The following is a 19149-nucleotide window of genomic DNA, read 5'->3' as shown; positions in this document are numbered from 1 at the left end:
TCCATCGGAGTCCCTACTACATGACCACCACCACCCAGCAGGTCGCCGTCAACGACATCGGAACCGAAGAGGACTTCCTCGCCGCTGTCGACGCGACCATCAAGTACTTCAACGACGGCGACCTCGTGGAAGGCACCGTCGTCAAGGTCGACCGCGACGAGGTCCTCCTGGACATCGGGTACAAGACCGAAGGTGTCATCCCCTCTCGCGAGCTGTCCATCAAGCACGACATCAACCCCGACGATGTTGTGGCCGTGGGTGACGAGGTGGAGGCTCTGGTCCTCACCAAGGAGGACAAGGAAGGTCGCCTGATCCTGTCCAAGAAGCGCGCCCAGTACGAGCGCGCCTGGGGCGACATCGAGAAGGTCAAGGAGGACGACGGCGTCGTCACCGGTACCGTCATCGAGGTCGTCAAGGGTGGTCTCATCCTGGACATCGGCCTGCGCGGCTTCCTGCCGGCCTCCCTCGTGGAAATGCGTCGCGTCCGCGACCTCGCGCCGTACATCGGCCAGCAGCTCGAGGCCAAGATCATCGAGCTGGACAAGAACCGCAACAACGTGGTCCTGTCCCGCCGTGCATGGCTCGAGCAGACCCAGTCCGAGGTCCGCGCCAACTTCCTGCAGCAGCTGCAGAAGGGCCAGGTCCGCACGGGCACCGTGTCCTCGATCGTCAACTTCGGTGCGTTCGTGGACCTGGGTGGCGTGGACGGCCTCGTGCACGTCTCCGAGCTGTCCTGGAAGCACATCGACCACCCCTCCGAGGTCGTCGAGGTCGGTCAGGAAGTCACCGTGGAGGTCCTGGACGTGGACATGGACCGCGAGCGCGTGTCCCTGTCGCTCAAGGCCACCCAGGAGGATCCCTGGCAGCTGTTCGCCCGCACCCACGCCCTGGGTCAGGTCGTGCCGGGCAAGGTCACCAAGCTGGTTCCGTTCGGTGCGTTCGTGCGCGTCGAGGACGGCATCGAGGGCCTGGTGCACATCTCCGAGCTGGCCCAGCGCCACGTGGACATGGCCGAGCAGGTCGTCTCCGTCAACGAGGAGCTGTTCGTCAAGGTCATCGACATCGACCTGGAGCGCCGCCGCATCTCGCTGTCCCTGAAGCAGGCGAACGAGGGCGTGGACCCGGAGTCCACCGAGTTCGATCCCGCCCAGTACGGCATGGCCGCGGAGTACGACGAGCAGGGCAACTACAAGTACCCCGAGGGCTTCGATCCCGAGACCAACGAGTGGATCGAGGGCTACGAGGATCAGCGCGCCGCGTGGGAGGAGCAGTACGCTCAGGCCCAGTCCCGGTGGGAGGCGCACAAGGAGCAGGTGCGCAAGCACATCCAGGACGATGCCGAGGCCGCGACCACGTCGTCCTCGTCGTCCTCCTCCTCGTCCAGCCCGTCGCAGAGCCACTCCTCCGGCCCCACGAGCTACTCGTCCGAGGCCCCGGCCGAGGACTCCGGCACGCTGGCGTCCGACGAGGCCCTCGCCGCTCTGCGCGAGAAGCTCACCGGCCACTGAGTCGAGCGTGTGGGTGATCCCGTGAGGGAAACCCGCCCGTGAGAGAGGTCCCGCACCCCATTCGGGGTGCGGGACCTCTCGCATGTCCGCCCGGTCAGGCCAGGGGCACGTCCTGCCACCGGAGGGCTCCCTCCGCGACCTCCGCGTGACCGGAGGTCGCCGCGGCCAGGTCCTCGTGGGCCCGTGCGATCTGGGCAGGGTGGTCTGGCACGAGCAGGTGCAGGGTGGCGCGGGCGGCGTCGTAGCCGGTGGGGAGCATGGTGTAGTCCTGGGACCGCAGCTCGGCCTCGATCCGCCCGGCCTCGGCGTGCGGTGCGGTCACGCTCAGTTCCCGGCAGCGGAGCCTGCGGGCCAGGGGAGCGGTCTCCAGCGCGGCCGTGACGGCCCCGGAGTAGGCGCGCACCAGACCTCCCGCGCCGAGCTTCACGCCGCCGAACCAGCGGACCACCACGGCGCACACGTCCGAGAGGTCTCCCGCCTCCTGCGCAATCCGCTGCTGCGGGGTCGCGAACTGCGTGAGGGTCTGCAGCATGGGGATGCCCGCGGTGCCTGCGGGCTCCCCGTCGTCCGAGGAACGTGTGGTGTCCCGCGTGGGCCCCAGCACGAACGCGGTGCAGTGGTGGCGGGCGTCCCTGTGCTGCGCCGTGACCTCGGCTATGGCCGCACGGGCCGCGTCCTCCGAGTCCACGCGGGCGAGCACGGCCAGGAACAGTGACTTCCTGATCTCGAGCTCCGCGGTGTGCGCCGCTCCGGACCGCAGGACCGTGTATGAGACCTGGGTGGCCTGGTCGGCCCCGGGGCGCTCCGGGATCGGATGGGAGGACATCCTCCCAGTCTAGGGAGACCGGGCACGGGCTCTTGAACCGGGTCGCGTGGCGTGCCTGCCGGGGTGGTCGCGTCGCGTGCGTGTCCGGGGTGGTCGCCGCGATCGCATCCCTCTCGGTGGGCGGTCCCGCGCGGAATCGGGGCAGAGTGCTCCCGTGCCCGGGAGCCGAGGGCCGCTACAGTGGGCTGGGCCGCCGACGCGGTGGCCCAGTGAGTTCCGACCACCGACTGAAAGTGCCGCTCCGTGCTCAACCGCCTCCACGACCGTCTCGGGCTGCGCACCACGCCCTCCATCTTCTTCGCCTCAGCCGCACTCGTCGTCGTCTTCACGGTGGCCATGGGGCTCTTCCCGGAGCCCGTGCACGGCGTCTTCGGGGCGGTGGCCCACGTGCTGCGCTACGAGACGGGCTGGTTCTACACGTTCAGCGTGACCTCCCTGGTGATCTTCGCCCTGGGCCTGGCCGTCAGCCGCTACGGCAGGGTCCGGCTGGGCGACGACGACTCCGCACCCGCGTACTCGGGACTTACCTGGTTCGGCATGCTGTTCGCCGCGGGGGTGGGTGCCGTGCTCATGTTCTGGGGCGTGGCCGAGCCCATCAACCACTACGCCAACCCGCCCATGTACGGCACGGAGCCCGGGTCCGACCAGGCCGCCGTGGAGGCCCTGAACATCGCCAACTTCCACTTCGGTCTCCACATGTGGGCGATTCTGGCCGTGCCCGGTCTGGCGTTCGGCTACTTCACGTACAAGCGCAAGCTGCCGCCGCGGGTCTCCTCCGCGTTCCACCCCCTGCTCGGGGACGGCATCCACGGCCCGTGGGGCAAGGCCATCGACGTCCTCTCCATCGTGGCCACCGTGTTCGGCCTGGCGGTGTCCGTGGGCCTGGGTGCTCTGCAGATCAACAGCGGGCTGAGCTACGTTTACGGGATCCCCGTGGCCGGCTGGATCCAGGCGGCGATCATCGCGGTCATCACCGCGGTGGGGCTGGCCTCCGTGCTCGCGGGCATGGAGAAGGGCGTGAAGCGGCTCTCGTACGGCAACATCATCCTGGCGGTCGCGCTCATGCTGTTCGTGCTCATGGCCGGTGCCAGCATGGACACGATGCGCGCGATCGTGGAGTCCGCGGGAAGCTACGTCAACCAGCTGCCCACGCTGGCGTTCTTCAACGACACCTTCGGGGGCGGACAGTGGTCCGGTGACTGGACGGTGTTCTACTGGGCGTGGACCGTCACGTGGGCGCCGTTCGTGGGAATGTTCGTGGCCAAGATCTCCCGGGGGCGCACCATCCGCCAGTTCGTGGTGGGTGTGCTGGGCGTGCCGTCCGCGTTCGTGGTGGTGTGGATGGCGATCTACGGCTACAACGCGATCCTGGTGGACCGCGCACCGGGAACCGGGGGCGGCCTCACGGAGACGATCGTGACCCAGGGCAACGCCGAGGCCGCGCTGTTCCAGTTCCTGCAGTCGATGCCGTTCTTCGGGGTCACTGCCCTCGTGGCCCTGGTCGTGATCACGATCTTCTTCATCACCTCGATCGACTCCGGCGCCCTGGTCATGGACGCCATGGCCAACGGGCACGAGGACGAGGCGCCGCGGCGGCAGCGCATCTTCTGGACGCTGGCGGTCGGGGCCGTGTGCACCGCCATTCTGATCACTTCGGGCGAGAACGGGCTCAACGCCCTGGAGGAAGTGATCATCGTGATCGGGGCGCCCGTGATGCTGCTCGTGGTGCTGCAGGCGGTCATGCTGCTGCAGGCCCTGCGCCAGGACGCGGGCACGGCCAAGCCCATGCGCACCCGGCAGTGGAAGCGCGTCCTGCCCGCGGAGGAGTACCACCGTCGGGCGCAGGAGGACACCTCAGCGGTGTCCGAGTACGTGATCCGTCCCGAGTACGAGGTGGGCACGGAACCGGAGAACGACACCCACCAGCCTCGCACGTGGCACTGGCAGCGCGAGCAGGAGGGGCGCCCGGTCTTCCAGCTCGCCCTCACGGGCGGCGCCTCGGCGGGCAAGCGCACCGCCGCGCACGCGTTCGAGGAGCTCGGAGCGGCCATGCTCGACAGCGTGCAGATGTGGCAGGAGCTGCTCGAACCCGGTACGCAGACGCGGGCGGAGGTGGACCGGATCTTCGGGGAGCAGCTGCCCACGGGGCCCGGGGCGGGCGCCGCGGACACCATGGAGGCACTGGACGAGCTGATGGCGGGCAACGACACCGTCCGGGCCCGCGCCCACGAGCTGCTGCTGCCGCACATGCGGGAGTCCGCGCGGCGTCGTGCCCGGGAGGCCGGGCCCGACCGCGTGGTGGTCCAGGTGCTGCGGGACCCCCTGGAGACCGAGCAGCGGGACCGCTTCGACCTCGTGGTCGCGGTCGCGGCCCCCGCGGAGGAGCGCGTGCAGCGCCTGCGCCGTGACGAGGGCGTGCCCGCGGACGTCGCGTGGGAGATCGTGGACCAGGCCCCGTCGGACGACGAGACCCGTGAGGTCGCCGACCGTGTGATCGTCAACGACGACGGCGTCGAGCGGGTCCGCGAGCAGGTGCGGGAGATCTGGGAGGACGCCGTACGCCCGGTCCTCGACGAGGACGAACCGAAGGAGGCCGCTGACGATGACGACACCGTTCGCACGCCCGGGACGCACTGACGTGCTGCGCGTGGGCCTCACGGGAGGCATCGCCTCCGGGAAGTCGACCGTGTCCCGCTGCCTGGCCGACCTCGGGGCCGTGGTCGTGGACGCGGACGCGATCGCGCGCCGGCTGCAGGAACCGGGAGAAGCCGGCTACGAGGCCGTGGTCGGGCACTTCGGGGACACCGTGGTGGATAAGGCCACCGGGCGCCTGGACCGCGCGGCGCTGGCCGGGATCGTGTTCGCGGACGAGGCTCGGCTCGCGGAGCTCAACGCCATCATGCACCCCCTGGTGCGGGCCGAGGCCGCGCGGCTCGCGGACGCCGTCCCGCCGGGGGGCGTGCTCGTGCAGGACATCCCGCTGCTCGTGGAGACCGGCCAGCACGCGGACATGGACCGCGTGCTGGTGGTTGAGGCCCCCGAGGCCGAGCGGGTCCGGCGCATGGTCGCCGACCGCGGCATGGACCCGGACGACGCACGACGCCGCATCGCCGCCCAGGCCTCGGACGCGCAACGCCGCGCCGTGGCCACCACGGTGTTCGACAACTCCGGTACGCGTGAGGACCTCGTGCGCCAGGTGCACGAGTGGTGGTCGGAGCAGACGGGCTGAGCCGGGGTCCGCACCGCGGTCGCCGCTGTCCCGCCGTGGCCAGGGGTAAGCCGGGCCAACGTGGTGGGCCCGACCGGTGGAGCCCGACCTGTGGTGCACGCCCGGGTGCGGTGGGGCACCCGGGCGGCCCTGCGGCGTCGTCGTGCGTGTCGGAGGGCCCGCGTAGCCTGGTGCCATGTCGCTCGCCCAGAAGATCAACCGTGTGGTCGCGCCGTTCGAGGTCGTGTCCGAGTTCCAGCCCGCCGGGGACCAGCCCAAGGCCATTGCGGAGCTCTCGGAGCGGATCCAGGGCGGGGAGAAGGACGTGGTGCTCATGGGCGCCACGGGCACCGGCAAGTCCGCCACGGCGGCCTGGCTGATCGAGGCCGTGCAGCGGCCCACGCTGCTGCTCGTGCAGAACAAGACGCTCGCGGCGCAGCTGGCCAACGAGCTGCGGGAGCTGCTGCCGAACAACGCCGTGGAGTACTTCGTCTCCTACTACGACTACTACCAGCCCGAGGCCTACGTCCCGCAGACGGACACCTTCATCGAGAAGGACTCCTCCATCAACGAGGAGGTGGAGCGGCTGCGGCACTCCGCCACCAACGCGCTGCTGACCCGCCGGGACACCGTGGTGGTCTCCACCGTGTCCTGCATCTACGGCCTGGGCACGCCCGAGGAGTACGTCAAGCAGATGGTCACCCTGGCCGTGGGCCAGGAGATGGACCGGGACGCCCTGCTGCGCCAGTTCGTGAACATGCAGTACGTGCGCAACGACGTCGACTTCCACCGCGGCACGTTCCGTGTGCGGGGGGACACCGTGGAGATCATCCCCATGTACGAGGAGAACGCCCTGCGCATCGAGTTCTTCGGGGACGAGATCGAGGCCATCTACACCCTGCACCCGCTCACCGGGGAGGTCATCAACGAGGAGCAGGAGATGTACGTGTTCCCGGCCTCCCACTACGTGGCCGGTGCGGAACGGATGGCCACGGCCATCGAGTCCATCCAGAACGAGCTGCAGGAGCGGCTGCAGGAGCTCGAGTCCCAGAACAAGCTTGTGGAGGCCCAGCGGCTGCGCATGCGCACCCAGTACGACCTCGAGATGATGGAGCAGATGGGGTACTGCAACGGCATCGAGAACTATTCGCTGCACATCGACGGCCGTCCGCGCGGGTCCGCCCCCCACTGTCTGCTGGACTACTTCCCGGACGACTTCCTGCTGATCATCGACGAGTCCCACGTGACCGTCCCGCAGATCGGCGGCATGTACGAGGGGGACATGTCCCGCAAGCGCACCCTGGTGGACCACGGCTTCCGGCTGCCCTCCGCCATGGACAACCGCCCGCTGAAGTGGGACGAGTTCCTGGAGCGGATTGGGCAGACCATGTACATGTCCGCCACCCCCGGTCCGTACGAGATGTCCAAGGTGGACTCGGTGGTGGAGCAGATCATCCGCCCCACGGGGCTGGTGGACCCGCAGGTGGTCGTGAAGCCCACCAAGGGCCAGATCGACGACCTCCTGGAGCAGATCGAGCTGCGCGTGGAGCGGGACGAGCGTGTCCTGGTGACCACCCTGACCAAGCGCATGGCCGAGGACCTCACCGAGTACCTCATGGAGCACGGGGTCAAGGTGCAGTACCTGCACTCGGACGTGGACACCCTGCGTCGTGTGGAGCTGCTGCGCGAGCTGCGCATGGGCACGTTCGACGTCCTCGTGGGCATCAACCTGCTGCGTGAGGGCCTGGACCTCCCCGAGGTGTCCCTGGTGGCCATCCTGGACGCGGACAAGGAGGGTTTCCTGCGCTCCACCACCTCCCTGATCCAGACCATCGGTCGCGCGGCCCGCAATGTCTCGGGCGAGGTGCACATGTACGCGGACAAGATCACCCGCTCCATGGACGTGGCCATCGAGGAGACCAACCGGCGCCGCGAGATCCAGGTGGCGTACAACACCGAGCACGGGATCGATCCGCAGCCGCTGCGCAAGAAGATCGCGGACATCACGGACCAGCTGGCCCGCGAGGACGAGGACACCAGGACCCTGCTGGCCCAGCGCTCCGCGGCCAACAACCACACCGCCCCCGTCAAGGGCGGCAAGGGGAAGAACTCGGAGAAGGACCAGGCGGCGGCCGCTGCGGAGTCCAAGCTGCTGCGGGACGGGGTGGCCGCGGCGCCCGCAGAGGACCTCGTCCAGCTCATCGAGGACCTCAGCGAGCAGATGCGCAATGCCGCCGCGGAGCTGAAGTTCGAGCTGGCCGGGCGGCTCCGGGACGAGATCGCGGACCTCAAGAAGGAGCTGCGGCGCATGAAGGACGCCGGGCACGCGTGAGCGGGGCCACGTCCCTCCTGGCCACACCAGGGGGTCGGGTAAACTGGCGGTCCTGTACGGCCCGCACCCGGGTTGTTCCCTGTCGTCTTCTCACCTAAGGGGTACCCGTGGACATCTCCAGTCTGCAGTGGGGTCTCACCATTGCACTGATCGTGGGGCTGCTGGCCTACGACTTCATCTTCCACGCCCGCAAGCCGCACGAGCCGACCGTCAAGGAAGCGGCCATGTGGACGGGGTTGTACGTGTCCCTCGCGCTGCTGTTCGGTCTGCTGATCCTCTTCTGGGACGGGCCCACCTACGCGGCGGAGTACTACGCCGGCTTTGTCACGGAGCAGGCGCTGTCCGTGGACAACCTCTTCGTGTTCCTCATCATCATGGCGTCCTTCAAGGTGCCCCGCGCGGACCAGCAGAAGGTCCTGCTGTTCGGCATCGTGGTGGCGCTGATCGCCCGCACGGTGTTCATCTTCGTGGGCGCGGCCGCCATCAACCGCTGGTCCGCACTGTTCTACGTGTTCGGCCTCTTCCTCATCTACACCGCGGGCAACCTGGTCAAGGGTGAGGTCACGGACTCCGCGGAGGACGACGACGCCAACAACATCATGGTCCGGCTGGCCAAGCGCTTCCTCAAGACCACGGACGAGTACGACGGCGACAAGCTCTTCACCCAGGTCGACGGCAAGCGCGTGATGACGCCCATGCTGCTGGTCATGGTCGCGATCGGTCTCACGGACATCATGTTCGCGCTGGACTCGATCCCGGCGATCTTCGGTCTGACCCAGGAGACCTACATTGTCTTCACGGCCACGGCGTTCTCCCTCATGGGCCTGCGCCAGCTGTACTTCCTCATCGACGGTCTGCTGGACCGGCTCATCTACCTCTCGTGGGGCCTGGCCATCATCTTGGGCTTCATCGGCGTGAAGCTCATCCTGCACGCACTGCACGAGAACACACTGTCGTTCATCAACGACGGTGAGCCGGTGCACGTGGTCGAGGTGACCACCGGGTTCTCCCTGGCCGTGATCGTGGGCGTGCTGGTCCTCACGGTCCTGGCGTCCCTGCTCAGCCCCAAGGGTCGCGCGGTGCGGATCATCAACGGTGCACGCGACTGGTCGGAGCGCTACCTCGAGATGCCGGAGTCGGCGCCCGTGGAGGAGCGCACCAAGGCGGCCGAGAAGATGAAGAAGTACCGCGAGCAGCTGCCCACCGTGAAGGCCAAGTACCGGGACGAGCTCATCGAGTCCGAGGCCCGCTACCACGACCTGCTGGAGCGTGCCCACGGTCTGCGGGAAGAGCGGCTGGCCGAGGCTCACCGCCAGCACTGACCCGTCTGCCTCGACGCCCCTCCGGTACCGTGCCGGAGGGGCGTCGTCGTCTTCCGTCTTCCCCTGTGCCAACGGGCCGGTCACCGGTATGATGAGTGACGATCAAGGGAGTATCCCTCACCTCCGTGCACGTCAGTACGTCCAGCGCCGTCGCTGGGCCGGGCACGGACCACGTTCCTGCCGCCCCCGGGTTGCAGAGCGTGGGGGAGAGACTTGTGCGGTTCACCCCACCCACAAGGAGTTCCCACCGTGGAAATCACCACGCTGCAGTGGTCTGTCACCATTGCTTTCATCCTGGGCCTGCTGGCCTACGACTTCATCTTCCACGTGCGCAAGGCGCACGAGCCCACCATCAAGGAAGCGGCCGTCTGGTCCGCCGTGTACGTGGGCATCGCCCTGCTGTTCGGCCTCGTGATCCTGTGGCTGGACGGCCCCACCATGATGGCCGAGTACTACGGGGGCTACGTCACGGAGAAGGCGCTGTCCGTGGACAACCTCTTCGTGTTCCTGATCATCATGGGCTCGTTCGCGGTGCCCCGGGCGGACCAGCAGAAGGTGCTGCTGTTCGGCATCATCTTCGCGCTCGTGGCCCGCACCGTGTTCATCTTCGCGGGCGCCGCGGCCATCAACGCGTTCTCGTGGGTGTTCTACATCTTCGGCTTCATCCTGGTCTTCACCGCGGGCAACCTCATCAAGGGGGAGATGTCGGAGAACGCCTCCAACGAGGCGGACAACATCGTGGTGCGACTGGCGCGGAAGATGTTCCACACCACGGACTACTACGACGGCGACAAGCTCTTCACCGTGCACAACGGCAAGCGCGCCCTGACCCCCATGCTCCTGGTCATGGTGGCGATCGGCGGGACGGACATCCTCTTCGCCCTGGACTCGATCCCCGCGATCTTCGGGCTCACGCAGGAGCCGTACATCGTGTTCACGGCCACCGCGTTCTCCCTCATGGGTCTGCGCCAGCTGTACTTCCTGATCGACGGTCTGCTGGACCGCCTGATCTACCTGTCGTGGGGTCTGTCGATCATCCTCGCGTTCATCGGCGTGAAGCTCATCCTGCACGCGCTGCACGAGAACACGCTGCCGTTCATCAACAACGGTGAGCACGTGGCCGTGGTGGAGATCGGCATCGGCCTGTCCCTCGCGGTGATCATCACGGTCCTCGTGGTCACGGTCCTGGCGTCCCTCTACAGCCCCAAGGGCCGGGCACTGCGCACGATCCAGAAGACCCAGGACCTCACCGAGCAGTACCTGGCTCTTCCGGCGGACGCCCCTGCGGAGCAGCGCAACCGGATCGACGCCGAGCTCGCCGAGCTGCAGGCCCACTTCCCCAAGATGTCCGAGAAGCACAAGAACGAGCTCATCGAGCACCGGGCCCGGTTCCGGACCATGCTCGAGACCGCCCGCGGCCAGCACCGGGAGTTCGCGGAGACCGGGGCGGTGCAGACACCTTCCCCGGACTTCACTCCGGACGGCGAGCGGCGGGACCGGGGCCACGAGGCATCACCTGCCGATCGCGGGAACGGGACCGGCTCCTCACCCGCCTAGTTCGTGGGCCCCGGCCTGACCCGCCGGGCTCGACGCCGCACGGAGACCTGACCGGGCCCGTTCCCTACCCGGGGAACGGGCCCGGTGGCGTGGTGCACCACAGGGCGGCACCGGCGAACAGCGCGGCCCACAGGAGCGACACGAGCGTGCCGATGATGAACTGCTCCCGCTGCTGCGCGTTGGTGAACTCGCCGTAGCGGGCGAGGCCCTTCACGGCCACGACCACCCCGATGCCCGCGACCATCCCGGTGAGCAGCGAGGCGATGGCGGCGGTGCGTTCCAGCGCACCGATCACGAGGCCGCCGCGCAGAGGCGGATCCACGGGTTCCGCGGCGGCCTCGGAATCCGCCCAGGGACTCTCGGAGGGCTGGGCGCGCACGGCGGAGAGGTCCGCGAAGCGGAAGACGGCACGGACCACGGGGTCCCCGGACAGGGTCCCCGCCACGAGCAGGGCGGGGAAGGCCCACGCACTGGGCACGGTTCCGGCCGCGAGCGTCCACGCGGCGGTGACGAGCACCAGTGCGAGGGGCAGCACCACGGTGGTGAGCGGGCGGATGTGGGTCATGGGCGCGTGCCTCCCTGGGCGGACGATGCGTTGGTGCCCTCGTCGGGGGCGTCCTGTCGCGCGGACCGCCCGTGCCCGCCGGAGGCGGCGGTGGCACGCGGGGAGGCGGTCCGGGTGGGGGAACCTCGGGGCGGTGCCGCGGTGCCGTCCGCGAGTGCCAGCACGGCGGTGAGGGCCTCACGGGCCGCGTGCTCCTGGTGCCACAGGGCGGCGTCCAGGCGCCGGGACACGGAGGACTGCGTGATGCCCAGGTGCTCGGCCATCTGCTGCTGGGTCATCCCGGTCTCGGCCAGGGCCACGGCCGCGGCACCGGAGTCCGTGCGGCGCGCACGCACGGCACACAGCAGACCCAGCAGGGCGCCCGCGCGTTCGGCCCACTCGCCGCCGCGCACGGCGGGGCCACCGGCGTCCTTTGCGGCCTGGACCGCCTCGCGGGCCGCCACGAAGGCCGCCCCGGTGTTCTCCCGCGCCGCGTCGGCGAGCGGACGGTCCACCTCTCCGACGCCGAGTCCCACGTGCCACGAGCCGTCGTCGGCCAGGGTGACGGCGGCCTGCAGGGCGGCCGCGGCATCGTCGTAGAGGGCTTGGAGCTCGTCCCCGGCGGTGATGTCCCACGCCACCAGCGGGCGGGGCAGGTCCCGGCGGCACGCGTCGAGGTGCTCACGCATGTCCAGCCGCTCGGCGTCCGCGCGGGAGTCGCGACGGTCCACGGTCAGTGCAAACACGAGCCGCTCCTCTCGGTCATGCGGTCCCACATGCATAGTAGGTGATGATGCATCTCTGACTGCATGGTTGGGGTGTCAGCGGCCCGTGTCCGTCACCGGACCCACGTTGTCCACGAGTACGGCGGGAAAGCCGTCCTCGTCGGAGGCGGCCAGGTCGATGCGCGCGTTGATGCCCCAGTCGTGGTGGCCGTCGGGGTCGTCGAAGACCTGCACCACGGTCCAGAAGCCCGGCAGACCCTCGGGATGCTCGGTGATGCGGATCAGGGAGGGGCCGCGGGACTGGGCGTCGGTGTAGATGTCCTCGTACTCGTCGAAGTACGCGTCCATGGCGTCCGCCCAGCGGTCGCGGTCCCAGCCGGACTTCTCGTCCAGGGCTCCGAGCACCTTGTCCTTCTCCTGCGCGAAGAGCTCCACGCGCTGGAAGAGCGCGTTGCGCACCATCACACGGAACGCCCGCGGGTTGGAGGTCACGCCCTCGGGCTGCTCCGCGACAAGCTCCGCGAGGGAGTCGGCGCTGGTCCCGGAAGGGGACTCCTCGCCGGAGGCGAGCTTCTCCCACTCGTCCAGCAGGGAGTTGTCGGTCTGGCGGATGCTCTCGCCGAGCCACTCCACGAGGTCCGTGAGGGTCTCGGTGGTGGCATCCACGGGCACCGTCTGGCGAAGGGCCTTGTAGGCGTCCGAGAGGTAGCGCAGCAGGATCCCCTCGGAGCGCGCCAGCCCGTAGTACTGCACGTAGTCCCCGAAAGTCATGGCGCGCTCGTACATGTCCCGCACGATCGACTTGGGGGACAGCTCGAACTGGGACACCCACGGGGCGGAACCCCGGTAGGTCTCGAAGGCCTGGTCCAGCAGCTCCTTCAACGGCTGCGGGTAGGTGATCTCGTCCAGTTCGCGCATGCGCTCCATGTACTCGAGGCCCTCGGCCTTCATGGTGGCCAGCGCCTCGCCCTTGACCTTCTTCTCCTGCATGTTCAGCACCTGGCGGGGCTTCTCCAGGGTGGCCTCCATGACCGAGACCACGTCCAGTGCATAGGTCTCGGACTCGGGGTCCAGCAGGCCCAGGGCCGCGAGCGCAAAGGGGGAGAGGGGCTGGTTGAGCGCGAAGTTCTCCTGCAGCTCCACGGTGAGGCGGTAGCGGCGCCCGGTCTCGTCCGGTTCGGGCAGGCGTACGACCACCCCGGCGCGCAGCAGCTCCTTGAGGATGGACAGGGCGTGGCGCAGCAGGGCGCGCTGCCGGGCGCGGGGCTCGTCCACCGAGGTGAGCAGCCGGTACCCCGCGGCAATGTTGTCCCCGGGGCGCTGCAGCATGTTGAGCACCATGGAGTGCGTGATGGCGAAGGACGAGCTCAGCTGCTCCGGGGTGGCCTCCACGAGGTGGTCGAAGGTCTTGCGGCTCCACGACACGAAGCCCTCGGGCGCCTTTTTTCTGGGGACCTGGCGCAGCTTCTTCTGGTCGTCGCCGTGCTTGGCACGTGCCTTGGCCATGGCGCGCTCGTTCTCGATCACGTGCTCGGGGGCCTGGACCACCACGGTCCCGGCGGTGTCGTAGCCGGCCCGCCCGGCGCGGCCGGCGATCTGGTGGAACTCGCGCGCGCTGAGCCGGCGGGTGCGGCGGCCGTCGTACTTGGACAGCGCGGTGATCAGCACCGTGCGGATGGGCACGTTGATGCCCACGCCCAGGGTGTCCGTGCCGCAGATGACCTTGAGCAGCCCGGTCTGCGCCAGCTGCTCCACGAGCCGGCGGTACTTGGGCAGCATGCCCGCGTGGTGCACGCCGATCCCGTGGCGCACGAGCCGGTTGAGGGTCTTGCCGAAGCCCGCCGAAAAGCGGAAGTCTTTGATCAGCTCCGCGACCTGTTCCTTCTCCGCCTTGCTGAGCACGTCCACGGACATGAGGCTCTGCGCCTGCTCCGCGGCCGCCAGCTGGGAGAAGTGCACCACGTACACGGGAGCCTGGTGTGTGGTGAGCAGCTCCTCCAGCTCCTCGTGGATGGGCCGTTCGGAGTAGTAGAAGTGCAGCGGGATGGGCCGCTCGCCCGAAGAGACCAGGGACGTGGCCCGGCCCGTGGTGTCGGTGAGCCGCTGCTCGATGCGGGTGACGTCCCCCAGGGTGGCGCTCATGAGGAGGAACTGCGCCTGCGGCAGCTCGATGAGCGGCGCCTGCCACGCCCAGCCGCGCTGGGGGTCGGAGTAGAAGTGGAACTCGTCCATGACCACCAGGCCGAGGTCCGCGTCCGGGCCTTCACGCAGCGCCACGTTCGCGAGGATCTCCGCGGTGCAGCACACGATGGGCGCCTCCGCGTTCACGGCGGAGTCCCCGGTGACCATGCCCACGTTCTCCGCCCCGAAGATCTCGCAGAGGTCGAAGAACTTCTCGGACACGAGCGCCTTGATGGGGGCGGTGTAGTAGGAGCGCTGCCCCCGGGCAAGCCCGGCGAAGTGCGCGGCCACGGCCACGGTGGACTTCCCGGAGCCCGTGGGCGTTGCGAGGATCACGTTGGACCCGTTGGCCACCTCCAGCACGGCCTCGTCCTGCGCCGGGTACAGCTCCATGTCCCGGGAGGCGATCCAGCCGAGGAACCCCTCGTAGATCTCGTCCTCGCTCAGCGGGTTGGACGCGAAGTCGCCGCGCAGGTACTGGTGACCGGGGGCGGAGAGGTCTGGTGCCAGGGAGTCGAGGAGTTTCATCCCCGCCAGCCTATCCGCCGCCGGGGACACCCACACGGGACGCGTCAGTCCACGACGACGCCGCGCGCGGCCTTCGCGTCCGCGCGGCGGCACAGCAGCGCGAACACGGCCCCGGAGAGGTTGTGCCAGACCGAGAACACCGCACCGGGCAGGGCGGCGAGCGGGGACATGTACTGGGCGGCCAGCCCGGCGGCGAGCCCCGAGTTCTGCATGCCCACCTCGATCGCGGTGGTGCGTCGGACGGCCGCGGGCTGTCCGGACAAACGCCCCACGAGCCAGCCGAGTGCCATGCCCAGCGCGTTGTGCACCGCCACGGCCACCAGGACAATCAGTCCCGCCTGCAGAATCTTCTCCGCGGACCCGGAGACCACGATGGCCACGATCACCGAGATCGCGAGCACCGAGAGCCACGGCAGCACGGGCAGCAGCCGGGTGATCATCCGGGGCAGCAGGAGACGCACCACCAGGCCGGCGAGCACGGGCAGCAGCACCACCACGGCGATGGAGCGGGCCATGGCCGCCCCGTTCAACGGCATGTACGCGCCGGCGAGCCACAGCGTCAGCAGGGGAGTGAGCAGAGGCGCCAGCAGGGTGGAGATCGAGGTCATGGTCACGGACACCGCCACGTCCCCGCGGGCCAGGTAGGACACCACGTTGGAGGCGGTGCCCCCGGGCGCGCAGCCCACCAGGATGACCCCGGCCGCGATCTCGGGCGGCAGCTGCAGGGCCCACGTGACGAGCACGGCGATCCCGGGCATGAGCACGTACTGCGCCAGGACCCCCAGCACGATCGGCACCGGCCGCCTGGCCACCAGCGCGAAGTCCGCGGGGCGCAGGGTGAGCCCCATCCCGAACATCACGAGTCCGAGCAGGGGGTTGGTCCAGCTCGCGGCCTGGTGGACGGTCGGTGCGAACAGGTACCCGCCCAGTCCGCCCGCGAGCACGAGCAGTGGGAACACCAGGACCGCCACGTAGGCGGCGCGGTCCGCGGAGGACTGCGCGGCGGCGTCGTGGCCGGTGGCATCCGCGGGCGAGGCGGGTGAGCTCACCAGCCGCGCTCTTCCCACTCCCGCAGGTGCGGCCGCTCGGCGCCCAGGGTGGTGGGCTCGCCGTGGCCCGGGTGGATCACGGTGTCGTCGTCGAACCGGTCGAAGATGCGCTCGGTGACGTCCCGGAAGAGCTGGCGGAAGTCCTCGGGGGAGTTCGTCTTCCCCAGCCCGCCGGGGAACAGGGAGTCCCCGGTGAAGATGTGGGCGGGACCCTCGGGATCCCGGTAGACCAGGGCGATCGAGCCGGGGGTGTGCCCGCGCAGCTCGAGAACCTCCAGCTCGATGCCGTCCAGCTCGGCGGTGTCACCGTTCTCGAAGGTGAGGTCCATGGGCACGGCGATGTCGGCCTCGTCCGAGGCGCCGCACGCGGTCATGGCCTCGGCGTGGGTGGCCACGGCCTCCAGCGCGCGCACGTGGTCCCAGTGCGAGTGCGTGGTGACGATCAGCTGCAGGTTGCCCCAGTCCGAGCAGTCCCCGGAGCCGGCGGCGACCATGCCCGCGATTGCACGGGCGTCGTCGGCGGCGTCGATGAGCACCTGGGTGCCCTCGGACTTGGAGGTGAGCAGGTAGACGTTGTTGTCCATCTCGCTCACCGAGATGCGGCGGATGGTGATCCGGGCGAGTTCAATGACCTCGGTCTGCGTGGCGATCATGCCCACGAGTGTAGGCGCCGGGAGCGGTGCGGGCGAATACCACGGGGGCCTGGGAGGCCGCCCGGGGGAGGGGGGAACACGGTGGACAGCGTGCGGCGGAATATATATAGTTGAGTGAAGCAAATAATTGATGGGGAGTGGTGCGCCCACCGGCCAACTCCCGGAGGGGACAGGCATGGGCGTCTCGCACAAAACCGCCGAGGACCTGGTCCGCGACCTGCTGGAGCTGCAGCGGGCCACCCGAAGGGTGGTCAAGGCCACCGAGGCCCACCGGGGGCTGAGCGTGGTGCAGACCAACATCCTCACGCTGCTCAGCTGCGTGCCCGGACGGCGCGCCAAGGACATCGTGGCGGAGTCCACGCTCGGCGCCTCGGGGCTGAGCCGACACCTCGCCACCCTCGAGCAGCTCGGCCTCGTGTCCCGCGCTCCGGACCCCGAGGACGGACGCGCGCAGATCGTGTCCATCACGGAGGCGGGCCGGCACGCGCTGGACACCAACCTGCGGGCGGACGCGGAGAACCTCGTGTCGCGCCTCGGGGACCTCAGCGAGGAGGAGGCGGCGCGCGCGAGCGCGTCCCTGAACCGGATCACCGAGCTGTTCCTCGACTCGCTCGGGATGTCCCGGATGACCTCGCCGCCGTGGTCCGACCGCCCCCGAACCCCACAGACCAGCGCGCCCCGCGGCACCGGGTGCGGAGAGGAGCCCACCCCGTGACGCCACCCCACGACACCGCGCCCAGCACGCGCCCGGCACGCACGAGCCAGCAGGAGCACCGAGACGTCCTGCGGGCGCTGACCGGCATCCTGTCCGCCTTCTTCATGGCCATGGTCACGCTGACGATCATCGGCACCGCCCTGCCCGTGATCATGGCGGACCTGGGCGGGGACCAGACGGCGCTGTCCTGGACGGTGACCGGAACCCTGCTGGCCAACGCGGTCACCACGCCCATGTGGGGCAAGCTCGCGGATCTCTTCGACAAGAAGAAGCTCCTGCTGATGGCCATCGTGATCTTCGTGATCGGCTCCGGCGCGGCGGGTCTGGCACCGAGCATCGGCATGCTCGTGGTGGCCCGTGTGATCCAGGGTGTGGGGATGGGTGGGCTGATGGCTCTGGCCCAGACCATCCTGGGCACCATCATCCCGCCGCGTGAGCGCGGTCGCTACGCCGGGTACATGGGCGCCGTCATGGCCGTGGCCACGTCCGTGGGTCCGCTGCTGGGCGGGCTCATCGTGGACGCCTTCGGGTGGCGGTGGTGCTTCCTCATCCCGGTTCCCCTGTCCATCCTCGCGGCCATCCTGATCGTGAAGACCCTGCACCTGCCCGAGGTCACCCGGGACCGCACGCCCCAGGTGGACTTCCTGGGCATGGGGCTGCTCGCCGTGGCCACGTCCGCGCTGCTGCTGTGGGTCTCGTTCGCCGGGAAGCTCTTCGACTGGGGCTCGTGGGAGTCCGTCCTCCTGGCTGTCGTGGCGGTGCTGGGCGCTGTCGCGTTCGTGGCGGTCGAGCGCCGCGCGAGCGAACCCACCATGCCTCTGCACGTGATCACGGAGCGCACCACGGTGCTCGCGATCATCGCGGCGATCGCCACGGGTGCCGCGATGTTCGCCTCCACCACGTACCTGGGCCAGTACTTCCAGCTCGGCCAGGGGTACAGCCCCACCGAGTCGGGTCTGCTCACGCTCCCGCAGGTCGTGGGGTCCTTCCTGGGCTCGATGGTCGCCGGGCAGCTGATCTCCCGCTTCGGGCGGTGGAAGCGGATCCTCGTGATCGGCGCCGTGGTCCTGGCCGTGGGCCTGTTCCTCGGCTCGCAGCTGACCCACACCACCCCCGCGTGGCTCGTGGGCGTCTACATCTGCCTGGTGGGCCTGGGTGTGGGCACGCTCAACCAGAACCTCGTGCTCGCCGTCCAGAACACCGTGGGCCTCAAGGACATGGGCTCCGCGTCCTCCGCCGTGGCCTTCTTCCGCACCGTGGGCGGCGCCGTGGCCGTCTCGCTGTTCGGTGCGCTGCTCACGCGCCACCTCACCACGGAGATGGCCGGCTTCGCCGCCGAGCACGGCATCGACGCCTCGGCCGCGCCCGACGCCGCGTCGATCGACTTCGCGGGTCTGCCCCCTTCCGCCCTCGAGGCCGTGCGCGAGGCGTACGGCACGGGCACCGGGCTGCTGTTCCTGGTGGCGGGCATCGCCTCGCTCGTGACCCTGCTGTGCGTGCTCCTCATGAAGGAGGTCCCGCTGCGCACCACCGTGGACGTGGCGGAGGTGGACCCGGACACGGGCGAGATCACCGTGGTGACCCGGCAGGTGGACCCGGTGGAGGCCGCCGGGCTGCGCATGCAGCGTGCGGAGACGGGGCAGATCCCCGTGATCGACCCGGACGCCACGGGTCTGCGCCGCGGCCGCGGCGAGCAGCACGTGGGCCCCGCGCGGGCGCCCCGGGCGGCGTCGGCCGCGGAGGAGGTGGCCGTTGAGAACCCGGCGCCGGAGCACTCGGGCCCCGGGCGTCACGCGCAGGGCGGGGTGGCCGACGACGCCGCCGGTCGTCCCACGGGCCGGGCTCGCCACCGCGCGTGAACCCGCACCGGGGCCGGGCGGCTGCTGCCGTGTCGGGGCCGGGTACTAGAGTTGCAGCCGTGTCAGAGCGAACCCACGAAACGTCCAGCGAACGCCCCTCCACGTCCGTTCTCGCGGAACGGACCGCGCAGGAGCACGCCCC

General features: G+C 69.5%; 14 protein-coding genes. 8 read left to right on the top strand and 6 right to left on the bottom strand.

Going from position 1 to position 19149, the window contains the following annotated elements; translation table 11 throughout:
- Window positions 1-20 precede the first annotated feature (20 nt).
- Window positions 21-1508 carry a 30S ribosomal protein S1 gene (gene rpsA / locus HMPREF2833_RS10105; protein WP_039101216.1) on the top strand — a complete coding sequence of 496 codons (1488 nt, stop codon included), beginning with the start codon at window positions 21-23 and terminating at the stop codon, window positions 1506-1508.
- 94 nt (window positions 1509-1602) lie between these two features.
- Here rpsA and HMPREF2833_RS10100 read toward each other — a convergent pair whose 3' ends face one another.
- On the bottom strand, window positions 1603-2334 hold the full coding sequence (locus HMPREF2833_RS10100) for an IMPACT family protein (protein WP_070637886.1): 732 nt from the start codon (window positions 2332-2334) through the stop codon (window positions 1603-1605).
- A 243-nt stretch (window positions 2335-2577) separates the two neighbouring features.
- On the opposite strand from HMPREF2833_RS10100, the gene HMPREF2833_RS10095 reads away from it, so the two are divergent.
- The 5 genes from HMPREF2833_RS10095 (at window position 2578) to HMPREF2833_RS10075 (ending at window position 10753) form a co-directional block, all read left to right on the top strand.
- Window positions 2578-4971: a dephospho-CoA kinase gene (locus HMPREF2833_RS10095; protein ID WP_070637883.1), complete on the top strand. Its 2394-nt coding sequence runs from the start codon at window positions 2578-2580 to the stop codon at window positions 4969-4971.
- Complete coding sequence (coaE, locus tag HMPREF2833_RS10090) at window positions 4937-5563, top strand: dephospho-CoA kinase (protein WP_052239262.1); 627 nt, start codon at window positions 4937-4939, stop codon at window positions 5561-5563. The genes HMPREF2833_RS10095 and coaE overlap by 35 nt, the downstream gene beginning before the upstream one ends.
- 175 nt (window positions 5564-5738) lie before the next feature.
- Window positions 5739-7874: an excinuclease ABC subunit UvrB gene (gene uvrB / locus HMPREF2833_RS10085; RefSeq protein ID WP_039101214.1), complete on the top strand. Its 2136-nt coding sequence runs from the start codon at window positions 5739-5741 to the stop codon at window positions 7872-7874.
- A 107-nt stretch (window positions 7875-7981) separates the two neighbouring features.
- Window positions 7982-9196 carry a TerC family protein gene (locus HMPREF2833_RS10080; protein WP_070637881.1) on the top strand — a complete coding sequence of 405 codons (1215 nt, stop codon included), beginning with the start codon at window positions 7982-7984 and terminating at the stop codon, window positions 9194-9196.
- A 249-nt stretch (window positions 9197-9445) separates the two neighbouring features.
- Window positions 9446-10753, top strand: coding sequence for a TerC family protein (locus HMPREF2833_RS10075; protein ID WP_070637879.1), 1308 nt, complete (start codon window positions 9446-9448; stop codon window positions 10751-10753).
- Window positions 10754-10817: 64 nt separating this feature from the next.
- On the opposite strand, the gene HMPREF2833_RS10070 is transcribed toward HMPREF2833_RS10075, so the two are convergent.
- The 5 genes from HMPREF2833_RS10070 to HMPREF2833_RS10050 form a co-directional block, all read right to left on the bottom strand.
- Complete coding sequence (locus tag HMPREF2833_RS10070) at window positions 10818-11318, bottom strand: hypothetical protein (protein WP_053069377.1); 501 nt, start codon at window positions 11316-11318, stop codon at window positions 10818-10820.
- The gene (locus tag HMPREF2833_RS10065) at window positions 11315-12043 is read right to left on the bottom strand and encodes a transcriptional regulator (RefSeq protein ID WP_070637877.1); all 729 of its coding nucleotides are present in this window, start codon (window positions 12041-12043) and stop codon (window positions 11315-11317) included. Before HMPREF2833_RS10065 ends, HMPREF2833_RS10070 begins: the two co-directional genes overlap by 4 nt.
- Window positions 12044-12118: 75 nt before the next feature.
- A complete protein-coding gene (locus HMPREF2833_RS10060) occupies window positions 12119-14731 on the bottom strand; it encodes a DEAD/DEAH box helicase (protein ID WP_070637874.1) in 2613 nt (870 codons plus the stop codon).
- Between the two features lie 44 nt (window positions 14732-14775).
- The gene (locus HMPREF2833_RS10055) at window positions 14776-15780 is read right to left on the bottom strand and encodes a bile acid:sodium symporter family protein (protein ID WP_070637870.1); all 1005 of its coding nucleotides are present in this window, start codon (window positions 15778-15780) and stop codon (window positions 14776-14778) included.
- On the bottom strand, window positions 15777-16433 hold the full coding sequence (locus HMPREF2833_RS10050) for an MBL fold metallo-hydrolase (protein WP_070638537.1): 657 nt from the start codon (window positions 16431-16433) through the stop codon (window positions 15777-15779). Before HMPREF2833_RS10050 ends, HMPREF2833_RS10055 begins: the two co-directional genes overlap by 4 nt.
- 175 nt (window positions 16434-16608) lie before the next feature.
- On the opposite strand from HMPREF2833_RS10050, the gene HMPREF2833_RS10045 reads away from it, so the two are divergent.
- On the top strand, window positions 16609-17148 hold the full coding sequence (locus tag HMPREF2833_RS10045; protein WP_019309153.1) for a MarR family winged helix-turn-helix transcriptional regulator: 540 nt from the start codon (window positions 16609-16611) through the stop codon (window positions 17146-17148).
- A complete protein-coding gene (locus HMPREF2833_RS10040) occupies window positions 17145-19007 on the top strand; it encodes an MDR family MFS transporter (protein ID WP_070637867.1) in 1863 nt (620 codons plus the stop codon). The genes HMPREF2833_RS10045 and HMPREF2833_RS10040 overlap by 4 nt, the downstream gene beginning before the upstream one ends.
- The last annotated feature ends 142 nt before the right edge of the window (window positions 19008-19149 follow it).

This window comes from Kocuria sp. HMSC066H03 (assembly GCF_001812045.1).
GTDB lineage: Bacteria > Actinomycetota > Actinomycetes > Actinomycetales > Micrococcaceae > Kocuria > Kocuria rhizophila.
This window is presented reverse-complemented; position numbering and strand designations above follow the sequence as displayed.